A 25,294-nucleotide genomic window follows, 5' to 3' on the forward strand; every position below is an offset into this window, starting at 1 on the left:
ATGCCATGCTTTGGCGATTATTGCTGGAAATCCTTCTATTTTACGGGGCTGTTTAATAGGGAAATGCCCGTCCGAAAATGCGAGCGAAATAGGTTCGTGTACGTTAACAATACATGTGCTGAATCATATACTAATGGGACGACGGACCAATCGGAGGACAATACATGCGAATCTTAATCGCTTGCATGTGGGCACTGCCGCATGCCGGCGGCGTAAATACCTATGTCAATCAACTGGTCAAGGGATTACAAGGTGCCGGCCATGAAGTTGATATATTTTCCTCAACGCCGGATGCGCAAGGCTTCTATATTCCAAGCAGAAATTTATTGATAGAGAAGAGTAAGCTAGCACCTCTCATTGCCCACCAAACGGAGCTTTATTTGAATCAAATGCTCCCGGGTCTCGATCCTTGGATCAAACAAGCAGAGGTTGATAGATTGTGCATGGAAGCGGCCGCTTTGTATTTTGGGCTAAACGAATACGATGTCATACACGCGCAGGATATCGTAAGCGCACACGCGATAGCCCGCGTTAAACCTGCCCATATCCCCCTAGTCACAACCATTCATGGCTGTCTGACAAAGGAATGGTTTGTTAAATTGAAGGAACTGGGCTTGACCGACCAAAATATAAACTCTCCCTTGTGGCATTATTCGTCCTTGCGGGAGTATCTTGGCGCAACGGTTAGCGATGTAACGATTTCTCCTTCGCTTTGGTTAAAAAACGAGCTGGTTAATGATTTTGCCGTTCCCGAAGAACGCGTGACGGTCAGTCATTACGGATTTGATATCGCGGAATTTCAAAATAAAATGCTAAGAGAACCAAAGACGGTTAAACCCCTTGCCGAAAAGGTATTTATATGCCCCGCCCGCTTCGATATCGTCAAAGGACATTCCACTCTCATTCATGCCTTAGCCAAGCTAAAGGAAGTACGCTCCGACTGGGTATGCTGGCTGGTCGGGGACGGTTTCCTGCGCGAGGAATTAATTCAACTGACCAATCAGCTTGGCCTCTCGAATCATATTCTTTTCTGGGGACACCGGGAGGACGTGCCCGAAATGATGCAGCAAGCTGATTTTGTCGTGTTGCCCAGCATGCAGGACAATCAGCCGTTTGCGATCATTGAAGCTCAAATTGCGGGTAAACCGGTCATCACCTCTGATGCCGGAGGCATTCCGGAAATGGTTACCCATCTTCAGAACGGGTTGGTATCCCGCTTGGGAGACCCGGAGCAGCTTTATTCATGCCTTCGAACAGCCCTGGAGGAGCCGGAGCTGTTAAGCGTGATGGCCGAACAAGCGAAAGCGTGGGGACATCATCACTGGTCATTGTCTACGATGATCTCACGGGTTCTGGAGCTGTATGAGTTCGCGCGGAGTAAACATGAGGAGGAGCGTCTTTCCTTTGAGGCTCAATCTGGGGAACAAGCCATCTCAATGCCAGAGGAGGAGCGCAAATGGGTTTCATCAAGAAAAAGAAAACGGACAGCTCGAAAAACAAAAAAATATCGAAAAAAAATAAGAGGTTTAAAAAGATAAAAAAGGCAAAAAAGCCGTTTAATAAACGAAGAAGGAAGCATGTGCCGGCTGCAATTGAAACGCTAAACCTCGCGCCTCTCTTTGCTTCTCCTCTCGATCCAAACTTTATCCTTTCAAAAACGGATGAAGAAGTTTGGAGACGTATTATGAAAGCTCAGCCCAAAGACTACGTCCTCCCTGACACCTTTACCTTTCAAAGGCTTAAGCAAGTCATTCCGCCGATAATAGCACCTGAATCAGAGGAAACGATATCGCAATAAAAAAGAGCGGGCCGTTCATAAGCAAACGGCCCGCTCTTCCTATTCATCCCGCTCCTGCGGCTTGTATAATTCCTGTTCCTTGAGATGCAGGTTTTGTCCGTAATTTTCAATCTTGGAGTCCAGCCGCTCCAGCGTCCTTGTCATTTCGTCGATCCGGAGACGGAGCTGCTCCCGCTGCTCGATTAGCAGCTCTTTCCTCGCCTCCGTCGTATGATCGCCCTGCTGGCACAGATTGACGTATTCGATCAAAGCTTCAATCGGGAGACCGGCGTATCTCATGCATTTGATAAACTCCACCCATCTGAGATTATCCTCGTTAAACTCCCGGATGCCACTGTTATTGCGGTTCACGGACGGGATTAATCCAATACGTTCATAATAACGGAGCGTATCCTGTGACAGGTCGTACTTGGCGCTGACCTCGGCCATTCTCATACGAAATGTCCCTCCTATCCATAATCGATATAATAGTAGTTTACATCGTCGACATATCGATGACAAACCGGTAACGGACATCGCTGCGGAGTACGCGTTGATAAGCTTCATCCACCTGATCGGCGTTGATCCGTTCAATTTGCGGCTTAATGCCATGCTCCGCCGAGAAATCAAGCATCTCCTGCGTCTCGCGGATGCCGCCAACAAGCGAGCCGGCAAGGCTTCGGCGCTGCATGATCAGAGAGAAGGCTCGATAGGAATCCGGTTCGGAAGGAGCGCCGACGTTAACGAGCGTGCCGTCAACGCGAAGCATGGACAGATAGGCATCCACATTCAGATTGGCGGACACGGTATTCAAGATCAGGTCAAACCGGTTGGCCAGCTCTTTGAACGTATCCGGGTTGCTTGTTGCGTAATAATGATCCCCGCCAAACGCGATGGCCTCTTCCTTCTTGTTCATCGACTGGCTCAGAACGGTCACTTCCGCTCCAAGGGCATGAGCGTATTGCACGGCCAGATGGCCTAGGCCGCCCATGCCAACGATGGCAACCTTTTTACCCGGGCCCGCATTCCAATGCTTCAAAGGAGAGTATGTTGTAATACCTGCGCATAAAAGAGGACTTGCAGCGTCAAGCTCCAGGCTGTCCGGAACTCGGACAACGAATCGCTCCGTTACCACGATCTTCTGGCTGTAACCGCCATAAGTCGGCTGCCCGTCATAGTCGAGGGAGTTATACGTGCTGACTACGCCTTTCGTACAGAACTGCTCCTCGCCCTGCAGGCAATATTCGCATTCGCCGCAGGAATCTACAAAGCAGCCTACCCCAACGCGGTCGCCAACGGCAAACTTCGTAACCTCAGACCCCACTGCTTCCACGACACCCGCAATTTCGTGCCCGGGAACAAGCGGGAAGATTGCCTCGCCCCATTCGCCAAAGGCCGTATGGATATCGGAGTGGCAGATACCGCTGAATTTAATATCAATTAGAACGTCATCCGGACGCAGGGCTCTCCGTTCAATCGTTGTTTTTTCGAAAGGCGCTTTTGCGCTTGCAACACTGAGTACATGAGATTTACACATAGGTTTTCTCTGCTCCTTTAATCTATGAAATAAAGAACACAATCGGAGTATACATGCTGGAGTGAACTCCAAGTCAATCCCTTTGCTTAAACAAAAAGAACCGCTCCTCCTGGAACGGCTCCCTTCTTAAACAACCTTATAGATTGGCGTATACGATATTTCTTAACCGAGGATGGATGTAAGGCTCCTGATTGTTGAGAAGATGCTGAGCATACATGACGGTCAGCCCGGAGTCCGGATCCATAATCGCCATGCAGCCTGCGGCACCGCTCCAGCCGAATTCTCCCAGCGGGCTAAGCGATCCGCTTTGCGCTTTGGACGCATGCGTTCTGACGCCTAATCCGTAGCCGTAGCCTTTCAGCTGCTCCCAGTTATAATCCCCGCGCATACGGTCGGTCAAATGGTCCGTCCGCATCAGATCAACCATCGCCGGCGACAAAATACGCACGCCATCCGGGCTTGTTCCCTTATTGGTGAGGGCATTGAGGAATAAAGCATAGTCGCTTACCGTAGAGAGCAGTCCCGCGCCGCCGCTCTCGTATTCCGTTCCAAGCCGGTAGCCGTTTCCGTCTTTGCGGACCGGTCGGCCCTGTTCATCCTTGTATTCGTATTGCGGCAGGAGGCGGCTCTGCTGCTCCCCGGAAAGATCAAACGCCGTATCCTTCATACCCAAAGGGCCCGTAATCTCCTCCCGGATATAGGCGCCGAAACGCCGGCCGTCCACAACCTCAACAAGTGCCGCAAGCACGTCGTGACATAGGCTGTAATTCCAGCGGGTGCCCGGCTCGAAAAGAAGCGGTTCTTTGGCCAATGCCTCCGCAAAGGCGCGAGTCGGCACCCTTCCATTCGTTTGCTCCGCAACCTCCTTCAAGGAAGGAGACCCGATATCATAAGAGAAGCCGGCCGTCATCGTAAACAGATCGCGAACAAGAATCGGTTTCTTTGCTCTTTCGATCTCGAGCTTGCCGCCCGGAAGACGCTTGCGGACGTTCATATCCGCATATTCGGGAAGGTAAGCGGACAGCGGATCGTTCAGCAGCATTTTGCCCTGCTCCACAAGCTTAAGAGCCGCCACGCAGGTCATGATTTTCGTCATGGAATAGATGTTGAAGATACGTCCCTCTTCAATAGGAGTTTCTTTCTCCAGATTGGAGAATCCGCTACGATAACGGAATACCGTTTCATTGCGGTGAATGACCATTACTTCCGCCCATGGAATGCGCCAGGAGGTCAATCGGTCGATAAATTCGGTCAAAGCTTTCATAGTTGCACTTCCATTCTACTTTATGAGATAAGTTCTATTCGTAATCCATAACAACCATCTGATGGCATTGCAGCTCAGGCACGGTATAAGCAACTGCGCCGTCGTTGCTGCTGAACGGCAGCGGAGTCATCTGCGGCGCTAGATAGACCTGCTTCACGGGACGAGCTGTCCGAACCGAAACCTGAACATTGTACAGAGGAATAATATCCTCTATGACTTCCACCCCGTCGCCTCTTCTTACCGGCGAAGCATACAGGAGATGATTAACAAGGCGATTCCGTTCCTTCTGCTCCTGAAGGGTAACGATGCCCTGCGCGGGCAGACTGGTTTGAAGCGTCTTATCCGGAAGCAGGCGATCCAACGCGTATAGAACGGCTTCCTTCAGAATCAGGCTGCCTTTCTTCGCGTAATCCTCAAACACGTTCCAGGCGATGTAGATTCCGCTGCCGCTCTCCACCATGCCGGGGCCTCCGTTATTGTAGCTGCTTGGCGTGTGCTGATGGGAGCAGAAGGTGAAGGCCTCCCGGTTAAAGAACGGATCTTCGCGCCTGCCCAGCTCGGTTCCCCCGTTAAGCTCAATCTTCTGACCCTCGGAATAAAAGATGAAGGAGGCCTCTCCTAAACTCTTTAACGCAAAGCCCGGACGGAAGTAATCGGGGTTAAAAGGGTTCACTCCCAGGTAACGTACTCCGAAGTCAACGGCAAACGCTTCCCCTGCCGGATCAAGCCCGGACCAGCCCGTGGCGAGGAGCTTTCCGCCTTGCCGCATGTACAACTCCAGCTTGTTCCGCAGTGGTTCATCAATTGCTACGTAATCCGGCAATATCAACGCCTTATAGGTGCTGAAATCATGCTCCTTGTCGATAACGTCAAACAGAATTTTACCCTCAAGCAGCATCCGTACGGCCCCTGCATCGGATGCCCCTTTGGACAACCCATCCCGCGCTTTCTCATGGACGCCAACGGCTTCAAGCGACAGAAGCGCCACATCGGCGACATTTGACGTGTCCGCGCACCAGGCTTCCTTGCTCTCAACCTCGCTATAAGCGGAACCAATAAGCGCATACGTCGCTTTATCCATATAACCGTCCGGATGCAGCTGATCCCCGATGGAGCATTTCGCGCCATTGGCTATGCTGAGCGCCGCTTCGTAACGTAAGGCGTTCGGATGCTTATAGCCGCCGAATTCTCCCCAGGACGTATGGAATTTCCCCGTCATGCCAAGGAAATCAACGCCAAGAGTTTGGGCGTATCTGGCCGACAGAGGGAAATGATCGTAACCCCAGCCGCCCGTCGGCAGCGATTCCAGCTCCAAATGGGTGTTCATCATGGCCAAGTCGCGGCGTCCCCGCTTAATGTGTCCGCCATTGTGGAAGATCGGCAGCCCCGGCTTAACCGACTCCACCGTTTCCTTCACCTTTGCCGTATAATTGGCATACGTTCTTTCCCATAAACGGCGCATGGCTTGCTCATCCCTTGGATCCATGCCTTCCCGCCTTGCGCTCTCGATACAGTTATGGCAATAGCATTTGCGTACGCCAACAATATCGAGGAATACGCCGTCCGCATCGTAACGCGACACCACTTCGCGAATTTGCGCGAGAAGGATATTGAGATAAGGGGAGTTCATGCAAAATTGATGATAGCCCGGCTCCAAAAAGCCTTTTACCCATCCGGTCGTATCGTTCTCGTCGCGGATCAGCCATTCCGGATGCCGTCTGGCCAGCTTCTCGTCAAGTCCGGCGGACAAGTAGACCGGAGTTTTGACGTCAATCTCATGCGCAGCCTCGATCTGGGCGGCAAGCAGATCAAAGCTGAGACCCGGATGGATCTCGTTTGCTTCCGAAGGATGGTAAGCCCAGCCGTGATGGCATTTGGAGAATACGGTAATGGAATCGACATGGCCTAGCCGCAGCATCTCCTGAAACTGCTTTTTGTCAAAACGTTGACCAATGGGGGCGATAGCCTCCGAGGTATGGAAATCAAGATGGACCTGGCGAAAACGCATAAGTTGTCATCCTTTCCGGTTCGGTTTACCTTAACTATATAAGTTCCGCGTTTGACCGGACAGGTTCATTAACGACTTTTTATAGCACATTTTCTACCTAACGGATAACGGCCGTGATACAATCGGGTAAGCGATTACAACGCAAAGGAGCCTTCACCATGTTTTGCCTGGAACTTGTCATCCCTCCGCTTCCGCAGCTATTGACGATCGGTCATTCCTTCTGGACGCCGGGACAGCAGCATGTGGCAAGATCGTTTAACGTATACGACATGCTGTTTGTTCTGAAAGGAACCTTGTATATGACCGAAGACGATGTGCCTTACGAGATTAAGGAAGGCACCATGCTTGTGCTGGAGCCGAACCGCATGCATATCGGCCATCGTCCATGCGAGGAAGTAACCGAAATCTACTGGATCCATTTCGCTCATCCCGCACCGGTCCGCACGATGGACAGCGGGCAAATCTCGTGGTCGATTCCTTTCACCAAAGGGACCGTCGACGATCTCACTCCCCACCGGCAGGTTATGTACTTACCGAAATTTATGAATATACGCGCCACCGACATTCTGCCGTTCCTGCAGCAGATGCTGGAGCTCCATCATACCTTGTCGCCTGCAAGCTCCTTGCCGCTCCAGACGCTGCTAGCCGGACTGTTTGTTGAACTGCAGACAGCGGTAAGCAGCCAATTCGCTCCCCGGTCCAGACTGCTTTGCGATCAGACGATCGCTTATTTGCAGCAGAATCTGACCCGTCCGTTTGACGCAAAGCATATGGAGCAGACCCTGCATTTTCATTTCGACTATCTCGCCCGCTGTCTGAAGAAATATACGGGGATGAGTCCGCTTCAATATTTGCATAATCTGCAGATCAAAAAGGCTAAAACGCTGCTTGAGAGCACCGAGTATTCCGTATCCGAAATCGGCCAGCAGGTCGGGATCGAGAATACGAATTACTTCATAAGGCTGTTCCGCAAACAAGCGGGCATGACTCCAGGGCAATACCGTTCCGTCAGATTCGGACGGGTATAACCCGGGCCGGCTACTTGGCGGCATAATGCAGCGCCGAGCGGTAGTCCAGAGGCGTCATTCCTTTTTGCTTTTTGAACAGCTTGCAGAAATAAGGAGCGCTTAACCGGCCAACCTCATCAGCGATCTGCCGCACCGGCATGTCGGTGCTTCCGAGAAGCACGCATGCCTCGCGCATTCGCCTTGCCGTCACGTAATCCGTCAGCGAAACTCCCGTATATTGCTTAAATAGATGAGAGACGTAGTAAGAGGACAAATGCAGCTCTTCGGCGAGCAGCTCAAGGCTGAAGGGCTCACGGAAATGACGCTCGATCCAATCCATCATCGCTTCGATATGGACGGTTTTGGCTGCGGACCATTCTTCCGGAGACAGCTGCGGCTGAGCAATAACCGACAGCTGCAGGTATCGCAGCAAAGAAATCAGCAGCAAAATTCGAGCCTCCTGCTCCTCCCCGTTCTCCCGTATCGCTTGTACCTGGCCTTCCATGACGGACATAAATTGATTTTCCGAAAAGGAGAACTTAGGCATGGGCAGCGCTCCCCTGGTCAAGTAACGGAAAAAGGATAACAGCTTCGGAAATGGCGCCAGATAAGGCTCCAGAAACCGGGGATCAAAGGTCAGATTGGTTCGGACATAGCGGGCACTCTTCCGACCCGGAATTTCCAGCTTGTGCAGCTGATACGGCTGAAAGCAGAACAACGAACCCCCTTCAAGCTCGTAGCTATTGCCTTCCACCTCCACGACCCCGCGACCCTCATGAATAAAAAGCAATTCAAGACCTTGATGGGCATGAAACCGCAAAAAATGCTCCTCCGTCCATTCATCCCGGAAAGCGAGAAAAAAGCTGCTATGCCCCGGTGCTACATGCTCGATGCGAGATGCCAATTGTATCTCTCCCCCAAAGATAGAATCGCAATTTAGTTATATCTTAGCACAACAGAGAATAATTCGTCCGGCTATATAATGAAGGCATCTTGATGATAGAACCCGGAGGTGCCTTATGCAGCGATATCATTATTTGGCGCACTGCCGCCATGGCGTAGATCCTTCCGTCTACTTCCGCGATGTTGCAAGCGAGCTTCAAGAACGGATGAAGGAAGCGGTCGTTCACCATCTTAGCTTGTTCCACTATGGATCCAAGCTTTTTCTCTACTATGAGAGCCCCTTAATGGATGCCGATCCGCACGCTCTCTTCAAGCGCTGCGAATCCGGACTTGAGCAATGGCCGGGTACGGACACGCCCCGGAGATGGGTACCGATGATGGATATTTTCCATTATCAGCAGCCTGCCGGCGCGGAGCATTGGCGACGAATCCACCTCTCGCCACAGCCTTATGCCCGGATCGCGCGGCTGAAGCCGGAGCAAGTGGCCAGCTATATTTTCTACCATTATCAATACCAGGAAGAGCGCCCCGGTGACGGAGACAAATACGGTATGATCTCGCTCTACGAGAATCTGTTGTTTTTCTATTCCGAATCGCCGGCTACAATTGAACCGCCACCGTATGCAGGCAAGCTTGACACCGCAAATACGCCTTCCGATTGGCAAGCCGCAATGGATCCCCACTTCATCATGTGGGATCAAGACGCCGGCAAATCCCTGGCCTGGCTGGAGATTCCCCTGCTGCTCCAGCTTGAAGGCGAAGCTTATGGCAAGGAGCATGCACGATGAGAACAACGTTTAGCCTAAATGGCGAATGGGATTTCATGCCTCTGTATGAGCATGGACCGGACTTGACTCTTCCCGAGCAGCTTATCTTCGAGGAACGGAAAGTACAGGTCCCGTCCAGCTGGCGTTCTTCTTACGTGCGGGCATCGGGCAAAAGCTTTGGGGAAATAGCCGATCACGGATATGCTCCCTATGATTGGTATGGTTATCCGAAGGAATGGGCACGGGCGGATGCCGGTGTGCTCCATCGGGTGTTTCAGGCGCCCGTAGAGAAGAACGAGCGTCTATTCCTCAGGTTTGACGGCATTATGCAAAAAGCCGCCGTCTATCTGGATCATCAGCTGGTTGCTGTCTGGGAGGATGGTTATCTCCCGCTTCTCGTGGAGGTAACAGAGCGGATCCAGGCGGGAAGCAGCCACCAGCTGCATGTCGTGTGCGGCAGCTTTGACAAAGTTACGCTGCCTTCCGGACAGCAAAAGGTTACCGGGTTAGTCGGCTCCTGGTTTGGCGCTCTAGCGAGAGGCCTATGGGCGGATGTTTATTTGGTAAGCAGGCCACTGCTATCGCTCTCGGATGTAACGATCCGCACATCCGTCCGGGAGGGCCGGCTCCACGTAAGTACCGGGATAAGCCATTCCTGTAGGGAGCAGCTGGACTCGTCTATCAGAGTTGAACTGCGCGTAAGGGAGAGCAGCTCGCAAGCAGCCTCCCCTATTATCATAGCAGCTGAGGCTGTTTCGGCTGAATGGTCGAATGAGGGTCAATCCAGCCAAGCCGTTTTTTCTATCGAATGGGCAGATGCCAAGCTGTGGAATCCGGATCATCCTTTCCTCTACGCGCTGGAGCTGGTGCTAATAGACTGTAACCGTGTACTGGACCGGGTGGAGGAACGGTTTGGTTTTCGCGAAATCACTACCGAAGGTCCTCGATTTTATTTAAACGGGATTCCCCTTAACCTGCGTGGCGATTCCTGGCATTTCCAAGGCGGGATTCAACAAACGAAGGAGTACGTAAGGAACTGGTACCGCATGTGCAAGGAAGCCGGCGTCAACTGCGTTCGCCTTCATGCGGAGCCGCATCCGGCTTATTATTTGGACATTGCCGATGAAGAAGGCATGCTGATTGTGGACGAAACCGCGATTTACGGCTCCAGCAAATCGATGTTGGCCGATCATCCCGAATTTATAACGAACTGCAAGAACCATATCCGAAGATTGGTGGAACGGGACAGGAATCATCCTTCCGTTATTCTGTGGAGCCTGCAGAACGAGATGCGCTGGGTGGACGGGCGCGACGGCTTCAAGCTGCATATCCCGTCTATGATGGCTGTCATTCGCGAGCTTGACTCTACCCGTCCCATCATTCTGGAAGGAGATAACCGTCTTCTCTCCAAAGAATTAACCGAAGTAGAGACCCGGCATTACAATATCGACGGAACCATCGACGGTTGGGAACGCAAGGCGCCTCTCGTCTTTGGCGAGCATGGCGGCTGGTGGTATATTTGCCCTCAGAACAGCAGCATGTATGTTGGTCATCTTGCGTACAAGGATACGGAGGAATGCACAAAGGGGCTGGCGGAAAAGGAACGCTTGTTTATCGAATATGCAAGGCGGCAAGGGGTATCCGGCTTGTGCACCTTTAACTTCGCCCATTATTTCATGCGTGCGATGCCCGAGCGGGACATCCCGCTTCAGCTGCCTCATTCGGAAGCGGAAGGTCCGCAGCTGAAAGTGATTCCGCGGTACTCCCTAACCCTTAATAACGGCCTTCTTCCGGAGGAGTATCCGATGTACCGGAAAAATCCGTCCTTTGATATTTTGGCCGCTGCTTTTAAGCCCGCCACTCTTATTCCGGCCGAATACAACCGCTCGTTTTTTGATGATGAGCCAATTGTCCGGAGCTTTGATGTATATAACGAAACGCTGCATACCCGTCAGACGACTGTTGTCTGCGAAGTACGGCAGGAAGGACGGCTCATTCACAAGGAGACTTTCGAGTTCCGGCAAGCTCCCGCTAATCGCACCACGGTAACGACAAGATGGAAGCCGGAATCCGTTCATGATGAATCTCTTATTCAATTACATGCCGTGTTGCTGCATGATAATGTACCTGTGCATGAACTGGATTTGAGCTTCAAGCTGTATCCTTCCCGATATAAGACGGAGCCCGTCGTCATCAACCGGCCCGTCGTTTATACAGGCGGCGAGCACGACTACGCTATAATTCGTACATTGATTCCGGAATGCAAGCCCGTCACTGCGGAACAGATTCTGCAGCTGTCTCCTGATCATCTCCTCGTGGCGGGAAGCAAACTCGAAGATCCGGATGGACGGCTTGAGGAGGCGCTTAACCGGTACGCCGGTCAAGGCGGCAGAATTGTGCTTCTCGAGCAGCTTCATTTGTCCTTTGGAGAATTGGCGATCTCCCGGCAAGACTTCATGAGAGCTCATTCCGGGGATTACAGCCATCCCGTTCTTCAAGGACTGGATAACGAAGATTTCATGTTTTGGCATGAAGAGCTTCGGGAAGACGGGCCTCTACCGATTATCCATGCCGCTTTCGAGAAGCCGGTGAAAGGCCCTTTCAAGATGCTTCTGGAATGCAGCGCGGGAGATTTCGGGGATGGCGGAGATTTATGGTCGCCGCTTCTGGAATACCGGAGCAAGGAAGGGCTGTTTGTTGCCAATCAGCTGGAGCTGATGGCGAACTTCCACCGGGTACCGCAAGCCTGCCTCCTGCTTCGCAATTTGCTTGCTTATGCGGGGAACGCCGAAGATACGATCGTCCTTCGTGCAGGGGCGTTCATAAAGCCGGGAGGAAAAACGGAGGCTTTCCTGCATACAATTAGCCTTGTTTTTGATCGGCTTACGGACGTTTCTAATAAGCTCGATGATTATGGCCTTATTCTGATTGAGCCGCATCTGCTCGCAGATCCTAATTCGGCTGCGGCTATACGGGGATATGCGGCAAAAGGCGGTAAGGTGATCCTCCTCCCGGCAGTAGACGGGCAAGATGCTACGCTGGCCGCACTTCTTAGTCGGAATGTCACCGTCCGGGAGAAAGTAACCTATCATCTTGAAGCGGACTATTCGGATCCGGCGGTTCAAGGCTTTAGTCCGGTAGATTTGTTTGGTTACGACAAGGTGTTCTTGTCTCCGAGGGACGTCGTGAACCGCCCTCTCGCTTCGCATAGCCTGTCGGTGGATGGCGCTGACGTACTATGCAAGAGCGTGGAAGGTACCGCGTGGCACGATTATTTCATCGGCCAGCATACGGATGAATACAGCAGACTAGCTCTGGTTGAACTGAATCGGGAGAAAGAACAGCCAGCCGGGCATTACCTCCTTCAAATGCAGGCAGGCCAAGGGTTGTTTATGCTCTCTCAGCTTCTTCTGGAACCGGAAAGCGACAAGTCGATTCGTTTGTATACGAGATTGCTTGCTAATCTCGGCGCGTCGTTTGATGACCGTCTCTTGTCGGCAGTCAAAGGCAGCGGTCAATGGGCCGTGGAGAAAATCATGGCCATGCCTTGCCGGCCTTACGTCGATTATGAAGCCATGAAAGCCTACTATATCGATTCCGAGTTCTCGCTTAACAATCTAGGCGAAGGACTTTACGGCTGGATGCAGAAAAAAGAGCGCAGCCGCGATGACGGAACATTCCGCATTGTTAATTCAAACGGAGATCGCTGGTTTCTCAGCTGCTTTGTTTATATGCTGGACCCTTCGTCTGAAGTAAAGAAGGGCCGGCTACAGATTACAACCAACAGCTCCTGCATGATTTATATAAACGGCAGCCCGGTGGACGCGCCGGATCAAGAGATTACTCTCCAAGCCGGAATTAACCGCCTGATTGCCATTGTGGACGGTACGGAAGAGGATATCAGGATTGGCATGGTATTAAAAAATACGGACGGCACTCCGATGAAGCATCTGCAATACAAGCTGACTCTCGACGAAGTAGAGCCTAAATAAAATAGGAGGAACGTCCTCATGAGCAAAAAGGAACTCATTTCCCAAACCGCTGCTGCAGCTAAGGATGAACTTCTGCGTTTAGCGAAGGAGAGTATGTCCGTCAGCTGTCATGCCGTTCCCGTCTGGCATATTCCCGGCTTTTATTTCGATGCCGCCGGTCACCAGGCCGCGAAAAAACTCATGGAGGCCGATGCGCAAGCCGCTTACGCGACAGCGCTGGCTTACCGGGTTACCGGTCAGTCCATCTATGCGGACAAAGCAGTGGAGCTGCTGCAGGGCTGGGCTTCTATTAACCGGGAGCTCACGGACAATGACGGTCCGCTGGTGTCCGCTTATTTGGGATCAGGCTTTCTTCAAGCGGCGGAGTGGCTAAAAGGTCATCCGGGATGGAGCCAGGAGGATCGGGATTCATTTATCCTTTGGATTACTACTGTTCTATTACCGGAGTGGGACCGTATCCCGCTCCGGAACAATTGGTGGAGCTGGAGCTTGTACGCCCAGCTATTGCTCTATCGTTTCCTGGATGATCAAGCTGGTTTTGCGGAGGAGGTCGCTCATTTGAAGGAGCATATCGACTCTTCCCTGTCGCTTACCGGCTTTATCCCGGAAGAAACGCTAAGAGGAACCAATTCGATCTGGTACCATTATTTTGCCCTTGCTCCTCTCACGGCTGCGGCCAAGCAGGTGCTGGATTATACCGGCGAGGACTTGTTCCGCTGGACCTCCCCTAGCGGCAATACCATCAAGAAAGCGCTAGATACGCTGCTTTATTATGCCAACGGCCGTGCCGGGGAGTGGCCATACGAGAAAGGCCAGAACGTCCCGGACCCTCTTTCTTCGCAGACCTGGCCTCTTGATCTCTATGAAGCGATGTCCAACATTTTCAAAGATCCCGAATACGATCAATTCGTCTCCCCATACCGCCCGATCATCGGCAACCGGAACAAAAGCAGTGGTTATTTTCAGTCCTACGCTTGGGTTTTCCCCGAGCTGCTGTAAAAAGAAACAAGGTTCTACCAAAGTCATTAACGACTCGGGTAGAACCTTGTTTCTTTACATGTTAAACAGCAAAACGACGTACGTTGGATTTCATCCACTATATTCCTCTTATTTGGGCCAATCATTGGCACTAGGATGGATTCACTCCAGTAAAATCTTCGATTTTCTTCCCTTTGCCACGTTTTAAGCGCATTTCGTTGGACGAAATCCAACGTAGCCCGTGAGATGCTGCTAGCAGTACCATTTTATTGGATAAAATCCAACGTACGTAATCCAAGCTGGCTTGAGCAGACCCAAAATCACAAAAAGCGGTGCAGAGGCTTGCCCCTGCACCGCTTTTTCCACTTACACCGTTAAGCTATTCCCTTGCAAAACATACGCTGCATCCCGCAGAAGATAAGCGGCTGCCTCAGCCTGAATATGCTTGCCGCTTTGCGCCTCCACATGGTTAATAAAAGCTTCCAAACTGCTGTTGTCCAGCTTCATCGTTAAGCTATTAGCGATGCCCTGGTTATCAATCCAGTTGAGCTCATAGAATTGCGCAACTAACTCTTTCAGCGAACCGATGTCGGCATAGGTGGTGAAGGTCACCGTGCTCTGCCGCGTATTTCCTGCCAGGTCAATGGCAGAAACCGTAAACGTATGGGACCCTGCAGCCAGCGTATACAACGGAATAGCTGCTCCCTGCTGCAGTGTCTGACCATCCAGCTGCGCGGTTGTTTTGCCTTCATCCACTCCGGAGACGGTATCCGTGACCGCCCAAGACAAGGTCACTGTTTCCGAGTTTGCGTATGCCTTCTCTTCCAATCCCGTTATAGAAGCCTCGGGTTTACTAGTATCAAGCTTAAAGCTTATCGATTTGTCCTCTTCTCGATTTCCGGCCGAGTCAACCGACCGGTAGTGCAGCGAGTAACTCCCGTCTTCACTAAACATTAGCTGGCTCTGATAAGGAAGCCAGGTCACCCCGCCATCGGTGCTGTATTCCGTGCCTGTCACGCCAGTTCCGCTGTCGATTGCGCTCAGATCAACGGTTACAGGCTTGGAATACCAATCTCCGGTGCCATCAGGCTGCGATGGAGTCATAGCTGCCGCCGTTACCGGAGCAGTCCGGTCAATCCTCGTAAACTTGACGTCGTCGAACCAGAACTCGCTGAAGCCCCCGACATAAAAGCCCACCGTTCCGGATGCATTATGCTTGGTATCCGTGCCGTCCAGCCTTAGCTCCCCGTTGACATACACTCTAATTCTTGCTCCGTCTACCAGAACACGGATGCTGTATTCCGAATTAGGCTGCAGATCCTGACCAGAGAAGTTATTCGTCTGCAGCACTGTCCAATTCGGATTGTATAGAATCCACTGCGACGTGCCGTCCGCCAACTTCCGGTATCCGATCTTGCCTGAAGTGCCGGAAGCCGATCGGTCATACACGTAGAAGGTACCCTGAGCCGGCATCTCCGCAGGCGTCTTCAGCTTAAAGGTTAAATCATAATCGGTAAATACCTTCGGATGTAGAGCAGAAGCGCCCGCTACAATGCGGTACATCTTATTGCCGTTTACGGTTACGATGCTCCGGTTCGGGTCAACCGGCCATCTGTTCGCTCCTGAATCGAAATCCGTGTACAGAAGGATATCGGAGACGACTATTTTAATAGAAGCCGAAGCTTGCGGATTGGCAACGGAGGTGACCGTAATTGTCGTCTCGCCTTTTGCCAAGGCGGTTACCTTGCCGCTCTCGTCGACGGATGCAATATCCGGATTTATGGATTGCCAGACAACAGCGCGATTGGCGGCATCCGACGGATCGAATTGCACCTGCAGCTGCTGCTGTTCATCAATGACCATGTTCAAGCTGCTCTTATCCAGCAGCAAGCCGGCTACATCGGTCGTCGGAACCTTGAACTGAATATCGTCGAACAGCAAATAATCAAAGCCGCCGGCATAGAACCCGACTTTGCCCGAAGGATTAAAGGTCGGATCCGACGCTTTCAGCTTCAGCTGGCCATTGGCATAAACGCTAATCTCCTGTCCCTTCACAATAATCTTAATATCGTATACGGTATCGGGCTGCAGATCCTGGGAGGCTGACGTATTTTGCTTAATCGTTGCCCATGCCCCATTATATAGAATCCACGAGGAGGTTCCGTCCGCAAACTTCCGGTAACCGATTCTTCCTCCGCTGCCGCTTGGATTCAACCGGTCGAATACGTAAAAGGTAGCCAGCTCCGGAATAGCCGGCGGCGTCTTCAGCTTGAAGTCAAGCTCGTAATTGCTGAAGTCGTTATCGTTGAGCGCGGTGGCGCCTTTGAGCAGCTTATACATGTGATTGCCGCCGCCAACGTCTACAATGCTGCGGTTAGGATCGGTTGGCCAGCTATTCCTGCCGTTCTCGAAGTTCGTATCGTCCATAATGCCGTCTCCGACCTCAACGGTCACTTGAACCTCGTCCTTGAGAAGCGGATTGTCTGCCGATGCGGCCGTAACCGTTGCGCTGCCCAAGTTCACTCCCTTCAGCTTGCCGTTTGCATCCACCTTCACGACGGATGGATTGCTTGATGTGTACACCAGTGCAGGATTAGTCGCATTCCATGGCAGCACCGCCGCATAAAGATCGTAAGATTTGCCGATTCCGATCGCAAGGTTATCCTCATACAGCTCCACGCCTTCGACAGGAATAACGTCTGGAGCCAGGTAGGTTCCCGCTTTTTCCGTCAGTCCCATCTCGCCAAACGGAATATCCGCAAAGCCCGGTATTTGCTGGAATACCGCCGCGTCGGACTTCAAATTCAAATTCCCGCCGGCCAGGTCTACAAATCCAGGATCCGAGTTCGTCACCCAGTTGTTTGCGTATTGCACCAGATTAAGCTTATCGTAAGCGCCGTTTGCGTTTGTCGTGCTGCTTCTCGCTTTAGTCGGATTGTAAATAACATTGTTCTTAAACGTATTGGTGTCCGGATAATAGCGGTTTTCGGTGAAGAAATCCGCCAGCTCCGGATATTTGGTCAGATGCGGCATGCCAACGAAGTTATTGTACTTGTCGAATAAAGCATGCCACGGTCCCATGTAGTTTTTGGAGATTTGCTGCTCCGGACCGTCGCCCAGGTACATATCCGAATATTCATATGGCGTCTTCGCGTCAATAAAGAGATTATTGCTGGTCTTAATATGGGCGCCGCCATTGTTCAGAATCGCGGAATTGCCCATCCGGTAAAAAATATTTTCCTCAATCGTAAGTCCCATCGTAAAGTTGTCCGGATATACCCCCTGCACGCCAGCCTTGCCTTCCCCGATATGATGGAAATAGTTCCTTCGGATAACGGTTCCCCGTTCCTGCGGCGACGCACCTAGATTCATATAGATTGCGCCAAGATCCGAGAACGTTTTGCATACGTCATAAATGTTGTTGTATTCGACCACGTGATCGTTGCCAAAGATAAGGACACCCGGGTGCGGAGCGTCATGAATCTCGTTATGGGATATGCGGTTACCGGCTCCGGTCAGGATGACGGCAGGATTGTAAGCTTTATGGTAATAGGCAAAATCATGAATATGGCTGTTCTCCACCACGTTATTTCCCGGCTCCAGCGTCAGCCTGTCGCCTCCGTTCAGAATGACTCCCGTTCCTCCAATATGGTGGATATGGGTACCGATCACCGCATGATTCACCCCGGAAGCCTTGGCGAAGTCATCGTAAAGCCACCGGCTTTGGGTATTAATGCGCACGCCGCCTTCGGTGAAGTTGCGGATTTCACAATGCACGATCCGCACGTGATTGCCGCCCATGATTACCGCAGCGGAATCGCGGCCATTTTCCAATATTAAATCCTCAAAATTCACGAAAGACGTATTGACCGTATTAATCATCGGAGTCTTCAGCATCGTTACGGTAATATCCGGATTGGTTTTTTGAAGAAAAGCGGCTGTCGGCATGAAATACAGGATGCCTTGGCTCCTGTCCACATAGTACTCACCCGGCATATCAATCTCTTCCAATAGGTTCTGGGCAAAATGAAAGTCCGGGTACCAGTTCTTGAACAAACCGCTCATTTCCCCGTAAGCCAATGTGATGGTTTTGCCCACGGTATCTATAGAAGCAACCATGTTGTAGGACCATTCCCAGCTATAGCCGAAAATGCCGTCCAGCCATATATCGTCCGCCTGCGTCCATAACGCCGGCCGGTCGTAAGTATACTTGAACGTGCCGCCCCGCGTCTGCAGGTCAGCATCCTTGCGGGTTGGACCGGGGTCAACGATATCGCCCATCTGTACCGTCCCGTTATTCGGCCATCTTGCCAGGGTCATGCCCTGGCCTTCCACATACAGCTCCATGGGCGGCGTCTGGCTGACATCGTTTGCTTTGTAATAGCCATGCCGGCTCAGGACGCCGTAATCCGTTATGCCATGTGCCTTCAAATCTACCTGCAATACCTTTGTTCTTGCATCCGTGCTGATTATCCGGTTCAATACCGCTTCATCGGTTACAGGCTCGAACCAGTCCTTCTCCAAGTTCCGGCCCCCGCTCAGGCTGACGGATTCTCCCGGGTAAGCTTTATAGGTGATCGGTTTATCCGCCGTACCCGAATCCTGCTCTTCGAGCTGAAAGCTTCCGGTCCGGTTGTAAACGCCGCCTCTTAAATAGACCGTAACGCCTCCGCCTGGCAGTCCCGAGCTTTGCTTTAATTGACGGACGGCATCTCTCGCCTTCTCCAGAGTAAGAAAAGGCGATTCTAAAGTCCCGGAGTTGGAATCGCTTCCATTTGGCGAGACGAAAAAGACCGCTCCGGCATTTTCGCCGGAGCCTGTGCTTGAATCCGGGGATTCTGCCGCGAGCACGCCGCCTGCGGGGAATCCGCTCAGAAGCAAAGCCATTATCCATACGACCATCAGCATTTTCTTCTTCATGCTTAACTATTCCTCCTTATTGCTTCAAATAGAAAGGGAACCTTGTGGTTCCCTTCGCTTAGCCTTTTACCGATCCAATCATCGTTCCTTTCTCGAAATATTTCAGCAGGAAAGGATATACGACAAGCACGGGCAACGTGCACACGATGACGGATGCCATCTTCAGACTCTCCGGTGCCGGAGGAATCAAATTCGTTGCCGTCGTAAACGGATCTACCTTGTTTTCGATTAGAATTTGCCGGACAACCTGCTGAAGGACAAACTTGGACTGGTCGGTCACGTACAGCAAATTATCCATAAACGCGTTAATATGGTGAACCATGGACCACAGTCCGATCGTGACAAGCGGCGGAATCGAGAGCGGCAGCACGATGCGGAATAAAATCCCGATATCCCTGGCTCCGTCGATCCGGGCTGCTTCAATTAAGGCATCGGGAAGCGACCGGAAGAAGGATAACATGACCAGAACCTGAAAGGCATTAGCCGCCGTAGGCAGCACGTAGACCCAAAGGGAGTTAAGCAAATGCAAATCCTTCATAAGCAAATAATGAGGCACGATCCCTCCGTCAAAAATCATGGTGAAGAGCAGAAGCAAAGTAAGGAGCCTTTTGACGGGAAAATCGGGACGCGACAGCGGATAAGCCGCGCAGACGGTAACGAGCAGCGTGAGGGCCGTACCCACGACCATCCGGAAAATCGTATTCGAGTAGCCGGACCAGATAAACGGGTAGTTCAGCAGCTCCCGGTAGGCCGTCCACTGGACATCCCTCGGGAAGAAATGAAACCCGCTGCGAAGCGCCTCCCCTCGTCCGCTGAACGAAACGGCTATGACATGGATAAACGGATACACAACGATTACCGCGAGTGAGGCCAATACAAAATAAATGATGCCGGGGGCAATACGTTCCTGCCATCTTCTTGCCTTCATGACAAACTTCCTCCTGTCCCTACCATAACCCGCTCTCTCCCCGGCTCATTTTCCGTACAAGCAGATTGGCGCCGAGAATAAGCAGAAGGCCGACCAGCGACTTGAACAGACCAATCGCCGCCGTATAGCTGTATTGGAATTGCTGCAGGCCCACCCGGTAGACATAAGTATCGATCACATCGCCGGTTTCGAACGTAACCGGGTTAAGCAGGTTGATGATCTGTTCGAAATTCGCGCTTAAGAACCCGCCGAGACTGAGAATAAACATAATCGCGATCGTAGGCATAATGGACGGAATATTGATCTTAATCATCCGCTGCCAGCGGTTGGCGCCATCGATAATCGCGGATTCCTGAAGCTCCGGGTTGATCCCTGTCAAAGCTGCGAAATAAATAATGGAGCCCCAGCCCAGATCCTTCAGAATCGCGGAAATAACTACAATGGAGCGGAAATACTCCTTTTTCCCCATATAGAAGACAGGCTCTACCCCAAACCATCCCACGATTTCAGCCAAAACCCCGGTCGTTGGCGACAAAAAGTAAATGATAAGCCCCGACATGATGACCCACGATACAAAGTGGGGCAAATACATCGTCATCTGAATAAAGCGCTGGAAGTAGCGCGACCGGACCTCGTTAAGCAGCAGCGCCAGAATAATCGGTGCGGGGAAAGCAAAAAGAAGCAGATACAAATTAAGAAGCAGCGTATTTTTAAGGAGACGGTAGAAATCGCTGTTCTGGAACAGCTCTTGAAAGTGCTGCAGCCCTACCCAAGGACTTCCCCAAATGCCGTCCACCACTTTGAAATCCTTAAACGCAATGATCACGCCATACAGCGGACCGTATTTGAAAATGAAGAAAAAGAGAAACGAGAACAGAAATAACGAGAGCAGCTCTCCGTGCCTGCGTATAGTCTTCATGCCACACTTCCTTGCAACCTTGCCCGGTCCGCCCGCAAGAGCTGGCATCAGCCCTTGCGGGTTCGCGGAGCCGGCCGGTTAATTTTTGAATTGCGCCTGGTACAGCTCGTTAGCCTCTTTGGTTAACTCGTCGCCGCCTCTAGCCTTCCATTCCGTTACGAATTTATCGAAGTCGTCAAGCGGAATTTCACCGCTAATAATCTGTGCGAAATACTTCTGTATAAGCGCGGTCAGATCCGCCTTGTATTTGCCGTCGGACGGCAATACCGAGAACAGAAGGGCATCCGTCAGGTTCGGCGCGGACGAATACGTTTTGATCGCTTCGTTCAGCTTCGGATTGGAATATTTCTCGCGGTATGCCTGCGTCGTAATGTTGCCAAGCGAGAAGAGACGGATTCCTTCCTGGTCACGCTGCTCCTGCTTCTCGAATGCCGGAAGGAACTTGGTAGCCCCCGAAGTCGCTCCACTGTCCGCAAAATCCCAATGCGTCCCTTTCACGCCAAGGCTGGTCATGTTAATCGTTTCTTCATCGCTGCTTTCCGCGCGGAGAATTTCGTACAGCTTCTCCAGCTTCTCAGGCTGATCCTTTACTTTGCTGCCGATCACGACGAAATTGCTCTTCACGCCCCAGTCCCAAGATCCGTCGCCGCCCGGGCCTTTCGGATTTTTCGAGAAGACAAGCTCCGCGTCTGGACTTAAGGATTTCATCTCCGTTACGGTGCCGCCTTCCGGAAGCGCGCCTTTGGCGATTTGCTCTTCAATAACGCCGATCCGGTTGTTGTACAGCTTCTTGCGGTAAGAATCCTGCGTATCGGTAATAAATTCAGGGTCAATAACCCCGTCCGCATACCACTGCCGCAGCTTCGCCAATGCTTCCTTCGTCTCCGGCATAACCGAGCCATTGACGATCTCGCCGTTTTTCTCATGCCACATCGTTGGCTCCACGCCAAACGCCCCAAAGATCGAATAGAAGCCGGAGGACCAGGTCGAGGTAGCCGTGCCGGTCAAGCCGTACGTATCTTTTTTGCCGTTCTTGTCCGGGTCCTTCTGCGCAAACGCATATACCGCCTGCTCGAATTCGTCCAGCGTCTCCGGCACCTTCGCAATGCCGACGTTATTCAGCCAATCCTTGCGCCAGAGCATACCCAGATCATAAGGCTTCAAATCGATAAACATCGGAATTGCCCACAGCTGATCATTAAAGGTAACGGTCTGGAACAGCTTGCTGTTTTTCTCGATATCGGTATAGTATTCCGGCATCTTTTCCTTCAATTGATTAGGATCAATGCTCATGAGCACGCCTTGGTTCTGATAAGCCGACACGTTAGCGGGATCACCCAGCATAAAGATATCCGGAATATCGCCGGAAGCGATACTGGCATCGGTCACTTTCACCGGCTTGATCTTGACATTGAATTTCTGTTCCAGCCATTTCTGAACCTCGGTGTTCTCCACGACGCCCGCAGCCTGGAAATGGATCCCCCATGTAATTTCAATCGGCTTTGCGTTTGCTTCTTTTGTTTCCGCTGGCTCGCTTGCATTTGCGCTTGGGCTGGCCGTCGGATCCGATGTTTTATTATTAGTCGTGTTATTCGAATTGGAGCTGCAGCCCGCGAGTAATCCCGCAGCCACGATTGCCGCCAATGCGGCCTTGCCCATTGTCTGTCGTTTCATTTGCAATTCAATCTCCCCCTATTGATTCGGTATAATGGACCGCATCCAGGCTCTGGCTCCCGGCCGGGTTATGGGAGCGGTTACAATATTTACGATAGCCTTCTCCGCCGGCGTTCTCAATCCTCTATTCCAATTCTCTTTTATGTTTTTCCGCTATTGCTCCGTTTGGAAGGCCTTATGTTTTTCTCTTTTTTGTATGTTTTTCGCGCATTTCCTTTCCAAGGGAGGCAACTGTGATATAATCCCCGTATTAGCGCCCGTTGCTTGGCGCCTCGTTATGTAAGCGCAATCATCGAGACAAGGAGTGAATCCAATGCCGGGCTCAATCAAGCAGAACAGCATGTTCGTGAAGCAGCTTCTTTCCTTAACCGCTATTGCCGTCATCACGGTTGTCCTTATTGCATCCGTTACTTATTCCATCTCGGCAGACAACAGTATTCAAAATGCGATTACATACAACGAATCTGTCCTTACCCAGCAGCAAGAGCTCATCCACAAAGAACTAACCTCCATTAAATATAACGCTTCAAGCATGATTGCGACCCAGTCGTATCTGTATCAAATGAAAGGAAGCAAGCTAAGCGTCAGCTCCCTTATCGACTTAACCGGCTTTGTAGCCGAACAGAAAAAAATCAGTCCTTACATCGATTCCATCTATATTTATTACGCTCCGCTGGAGCTTGTCCTGACCTCGCGGCAGGAGATCCGGACCTCCCCGATCTCCACCTTCGCGGACCGGTCCTGGCTGGATACGTGGAAGCAGCCTTCGGCAAGCCGTTCCATCTGGATTACCGGGAGAGAGGATGGCTTCTCCCCCGATCATTCCGCGGCCAGCCTGCTTCAAAAAATGCCGTTGATCGGCCAAGTCAACGGCGCTATTGTGATCAACTTGAAGCTGGATCTACTGTTTAACGATTATTTAAGCCACTACCATAATAAAAAAGGCACCACCCTTGTGCTGGGAGCAAACTCCGAGCTGCTCTATACCGATGCGGCCGACGGGGATCGATTAATGAAGGGCGTTAATCTCAGCCGTCTAAACGCGGAAAGCGGCTCCTATATCGATGATTCCGACCGCATTATCTCCTACACAACCTCCGAGCTGACAGGCTGGAAGTTTATCGACGTCACGGAGAAGTCGGCCCTCCTGCAAGGGATGGGGCGTATCAAAGTCATCGTGGTCAGCGTAGCCGCGGCTTATCTGACAGCCGCAATCGCCATCTCCTTTTTCGTGTCCAGAAGATTGTACCGTCCGCTCCACAGCGTCATCTCTTATATTGAGAATGCCGCGCATGACCAGCGGGATGGTGGAATCAGGCCTCTTCCAACCGGAGACGAGGCGGGCTTTATCCGGCAGCGGTTCGAGCATATAATCCGCAGCTGGGAGACCCTCGCCAAGGAGAAGAGGAAGGTTGATTCCCTGCTCACCGACAACCGTACGGCAATTAAAGAAAAATACCTGAACGATCTGATCCAAGGCGGCGAAGGGAACGGGCAAGCCGTGGAGCTGCTAGGGCTGCGGATTGATTTCTCCCGGTTTGCCTTGCTTACGCTTGAGCTGGAGGAGCCTTATCCCGTAAAGGACGATCTTTTTCATTTCCACCTGCTGCGTTACGGGTTTATGGATGAATTAGGCGCGGATATCGACGGCGAGGTATTCGCCAAGGATGATAAAAGAACGGTTATTCTATTGGCTGTTCCACCCGACAATGACGAATTTCCTCTGGAATATGCCAAGAGGCTGAAGCAGCATATGCTCACCAGGTATGGATTAACGGTTACGATTGCCGTCAGCCGAATAGGCACGGGAGAGGAATCGGTAAGGCTGGCTTACGAGGATACGATTGCGGTCTTGAACCTGAAAATCTATATCGGTAAAGGCGAGGTGCTGCCCTATTCGATCTTGGGTGACTGGCAGACCGGAGAAGAAGATGCCTATTACTATCCGTATGACCTGGAGGCTAAGCTGCAGCAGGCGCTGCTTCAGACGGATAAAGAAGAGTGCTATGATACCCTCCGGGAAATCACCGGGACCGCGATGGAGAAAAAGCTGAGCAAGGCCAATATCCAGCAGCTGTTCTTCCAGCTGAGCGGCGAGATTGTCAAAACCCTTGTCCAATCCCGGGGAGACATTGCCGCCGTATTCGGCAGCCGCGCTGCTTATGCCGATTTAATAGCGCGCGCCGAGACGCTGAAGGATATGGAGAAATGTCTGATCGAGATGTGCGGTAGAATTATCGACTACCACCGCGAGAAGCGCTCCAAAATGACGGACGTGACCTTGCAGCTCGCCATCGATTACATGGATTCGAATTTCAATAACAACATTTCCGTCGATACCGTTGCCGAATACGTGGAACGCAGCTCCTCTTACTTAAGCCGTATTTTCAAAGAGTCCACGGGTATGACCATCAACGACTATTTGATTCAGCTGCGCATAAAAAGAGCGACGGAGCTGCTTGGCCAGGTTAACCTGTCCATTGAAGAGATTTGCCACGAGATCGGGTATGCCAATGTCAGCTACTTCAATAAGATTTTTAAAGCCCGCACCGGGCTTACGCCCGGGCAATACCGGCAGCAGCATGCGGCGGAGAAGCTGCTTACCCATAACCACTAATCA

At 51.7% G+C, this 25,294-nt stretch carries 16 protein-coding genes; 7 read left to right on the forward strand and 9 right to left on the reverse strand.

Going from position 1 to position 25,294, the window contains the following annotated elements; all coding sequences use genetic code 11:
• Positions 1-164: 164 nt before the first annotated feature.
• A complete protein-coding gene (locus PGL01S_RS00360) occupies positions 165-1,538 on the forward strand; it encodes a glycosyltransferase family 4 protein (RefSeq protein ID WP_127490587.1) in 1,374 nt (457 codons plus the stop codon).
• Entirely contained in the window at positions 1,457-1,798 is a 342-nt protein-coding gene (locus PGL01S_RS00365; RefSeq protein WP_127490588.1) for a hypothetical protein, read from the forward strand. The genes PGL01S_RS00360 and PGL01S_RS00365 overlap by 82 nt, the downstream gene beginning before the upstream one ends.
• Before the next feature lie 39 nt (positions 1,799-1,837).
• On the opposite strand, the gene PGL01S_RS00370 is transcribed toward PGL01S_RS00365, so the two are convergent.
• From PGL01S_RS00370 to PGL01S_RS00385, 4 genes are all read right to left on the reverse strand, one after another.
• On the reverse strand, positions 1,838-2,233 hold the full coding sequence (locus tag PGL01S_RS00370; protein ID WP_127490589.1) for a MerR family transcriptional regulator: 396 nt from the start codon (positions 2,231-2,233) through the stop codon (positions 1,838-1,840).
• Positions 2,234-2,273: 40 nt separating this feature from the next.
• Positions 2,274-3,314 (reverse strand): NAD(P)-dependent alcohol dehydrogenase, encoded by a 1,041-nt coding sequence (locus PGL01S_RS00375; RefSeq protein WP_127490590.1) that lies wholly within the window; start codon positions 3,312-3,314, stop codon positions 2,274-2,276.
• Between the two features lie 136 nt (positions 3,315-3,450).
• Positions 3,451-4,578 carry a serine hydrolase domain-containing protein gene (locus PGL01S_RS00380; protein WP_127490591.1) on the reverse strand — a complete coding sequence of 376 codons (1,128 nt, stop codon included), beginning with the start codon at positions 4,576-4,578 and terminating at the stop codon, positions 3,451-3,453.
• A 34-nt stretch (positions 4,579-4,612) separates the two neighbouring features.
• Complete coding sequence (locus PGL01S_RS00385) at positions 4,613-6,586, reverse strand: beta-galactosidase trimerization domain-containing protein (RefSeq protein WP_127490592.1); 1,974 nt, start codon at positions 6,584-6,586, stop codon at positions 4,613-4,615.
• A 158-nt stretch (positions 6,587-6,744) separates the two neighbouring features.
• Between PGL01S_RS00385 and PGL01S_RS00390 the strand changes: the two genes are divergently transcribed.
• Complete coding sequence (locus PGL01S_RS00390; RefSeq protein ID WP_127490593.1) at positions 6,745-7,614, forward strand: helix-turn-helix transcriptional regulator; 870 nt, start codon at positions 6,745-6,747, stop codon at positions 7,612-7,614.
• Between the two features lie 10 nt (positions 7,615-7,624).
• On the opposite strand, the gene PGL01S_RS00395 is transcribed toward PGL01S_RS00390, so the two are convergent.
• Positions 7,625-8,497 (reverse strand): AraC family transcriptional regulator, encoded by an 873-nt coding sequence (locus PGL01S_RS00395; protein WP_127490594.1) that lies wholly within the window; start codon positions 8,495-8,497, stop codon positions 7,625-7,627.
• 115 nt (positions 8,498-8,612) lie between these two features.
• Here PGL01S_RS00395 and PGL01S_RS00400 point away from each other — a divergent pair, with 115 nt between their 5' ends.
• The 3 genes from PGL01S_RS00400 to PGL01S_RS00410 are packed head-to-tail and all read left to right on the forward strand — an operon-like array spanning position 8,613 to position 14,254.
• Positions 8,613-9,284, forward strand: coding sequence for a hypothetical protein (locus PGL01S_RS00400; protein WP_127490595.1), 672 nt, complete (start codon positions 8,613-8,615; stop codon positions 9,282-9,284).
• A complete protein-coding gene (locus PGL01S_RS00405) occupies positions 9,281-13,255 on the forward strand; it encodes a glycoside hydrolase family 2 protein (RefSeq protein WP_127490596.1) in 3,975 nt (1,324 codons plus the stop codon). Before PGL01S_RS00400 ends, PGL01S_RS00405 begins: the two co-directional genes overlap by 4 nt.
• 18 nt (positions 13,256-13,273) lie before the next feature.
• Positions 13,274-14,254 (forward strand): alginate lyase family protein, encoded by a 981-nt coding sequence (locus PGL01S_RS00410; protein ID WP_127490597.1) that lies wholly within the window; start codon positions 13,274-13,276, stop codon positions 14,252-14,254.
• A 345-nt stretch (positions 14,255-14,599) separates the two neighbouring features.
• On the opposite strand, the gene PGL01S_RS00415 is transcribed toward PGL01S_RS00410, so the two are convergent.
• The 4 genes from PGL01S_RS00415 to PGL01S_RS00430 form a co-directional block, all read right to left on the reverse strand.
• Positions 14,600-19,153, reverse strand: a complete 4,554-nt coding sequence (locus PGL01S_RS00415; RefSeq protein WP_127490598.1) for an Ig-like domain-containing protein — start codon at positions 19,151-19,153, stop codon at positions 14,600-14,602.
• A gap of 58 nt (positions 19,154-19,211) precedes the next feature.
• Positions 19,212-20,081, reverse strand: coding sequence for a carbohydrate ABC transporter permease (locus PGL01S_RS00420; RefSeq protein WP_127490599.1), 870 nt, complete (start codon positions 20,079-20,081; stop codon positions 19,212-19,214).
• A gap of 19 nt (positions 20,082-20,100) precedes the next feature.
• A complete protein-coding gene (locus tag PGL01S_RS00425; RefSeq protein WP_127490600.1) occupies positions 20,101-21,000 on the reverse strand; it encodes an ABC transporter permease in 900 nt (299 codons plus the stop codon).
• Positions 21,001-21,078: 78 nt separating this feature from the next.
• Entirely contained in the window at positions 21,079-22,674 is a 1,596-nt protein-coding gene (locus tag PGL01S_RS00430; protein ID WP_127490601.1) for an extracellular solute-binding protein, read from the reverse strand.
• A gap of 313 nt (positions 22,675-22,987) precedes the next feature.
• On the opposite strand from PGL01S_RS00430, the gene PGL01S_RS00435 reads away from it, so the two are divergent.
• On the forward strand, positions 22,988-25,291 hold the full coding sequence (locus PGL01S_RS00435) for an AraC family transcriptional regulator (RefSeq protein WP_127490602.1): 2,304 nt from the start codon (positions 22,988-22,990) through the stop codon (positions 25,289-25,291).
• The last annotated feature ends 3 nt before the right edge of the window (positions 25,292-25,294 follow it).

The sequence above is a fragment of the Paenibacillus glycanilyticus NBRC 16618 genome, from assembly GCF_004000805.1.
Lineage (GTDB): Bacteria > Bacillota > Bacilli > Paenibacillales > Paenibacillaceae > Pristimantibacillus > Pristimantibacillus glycanilyticus.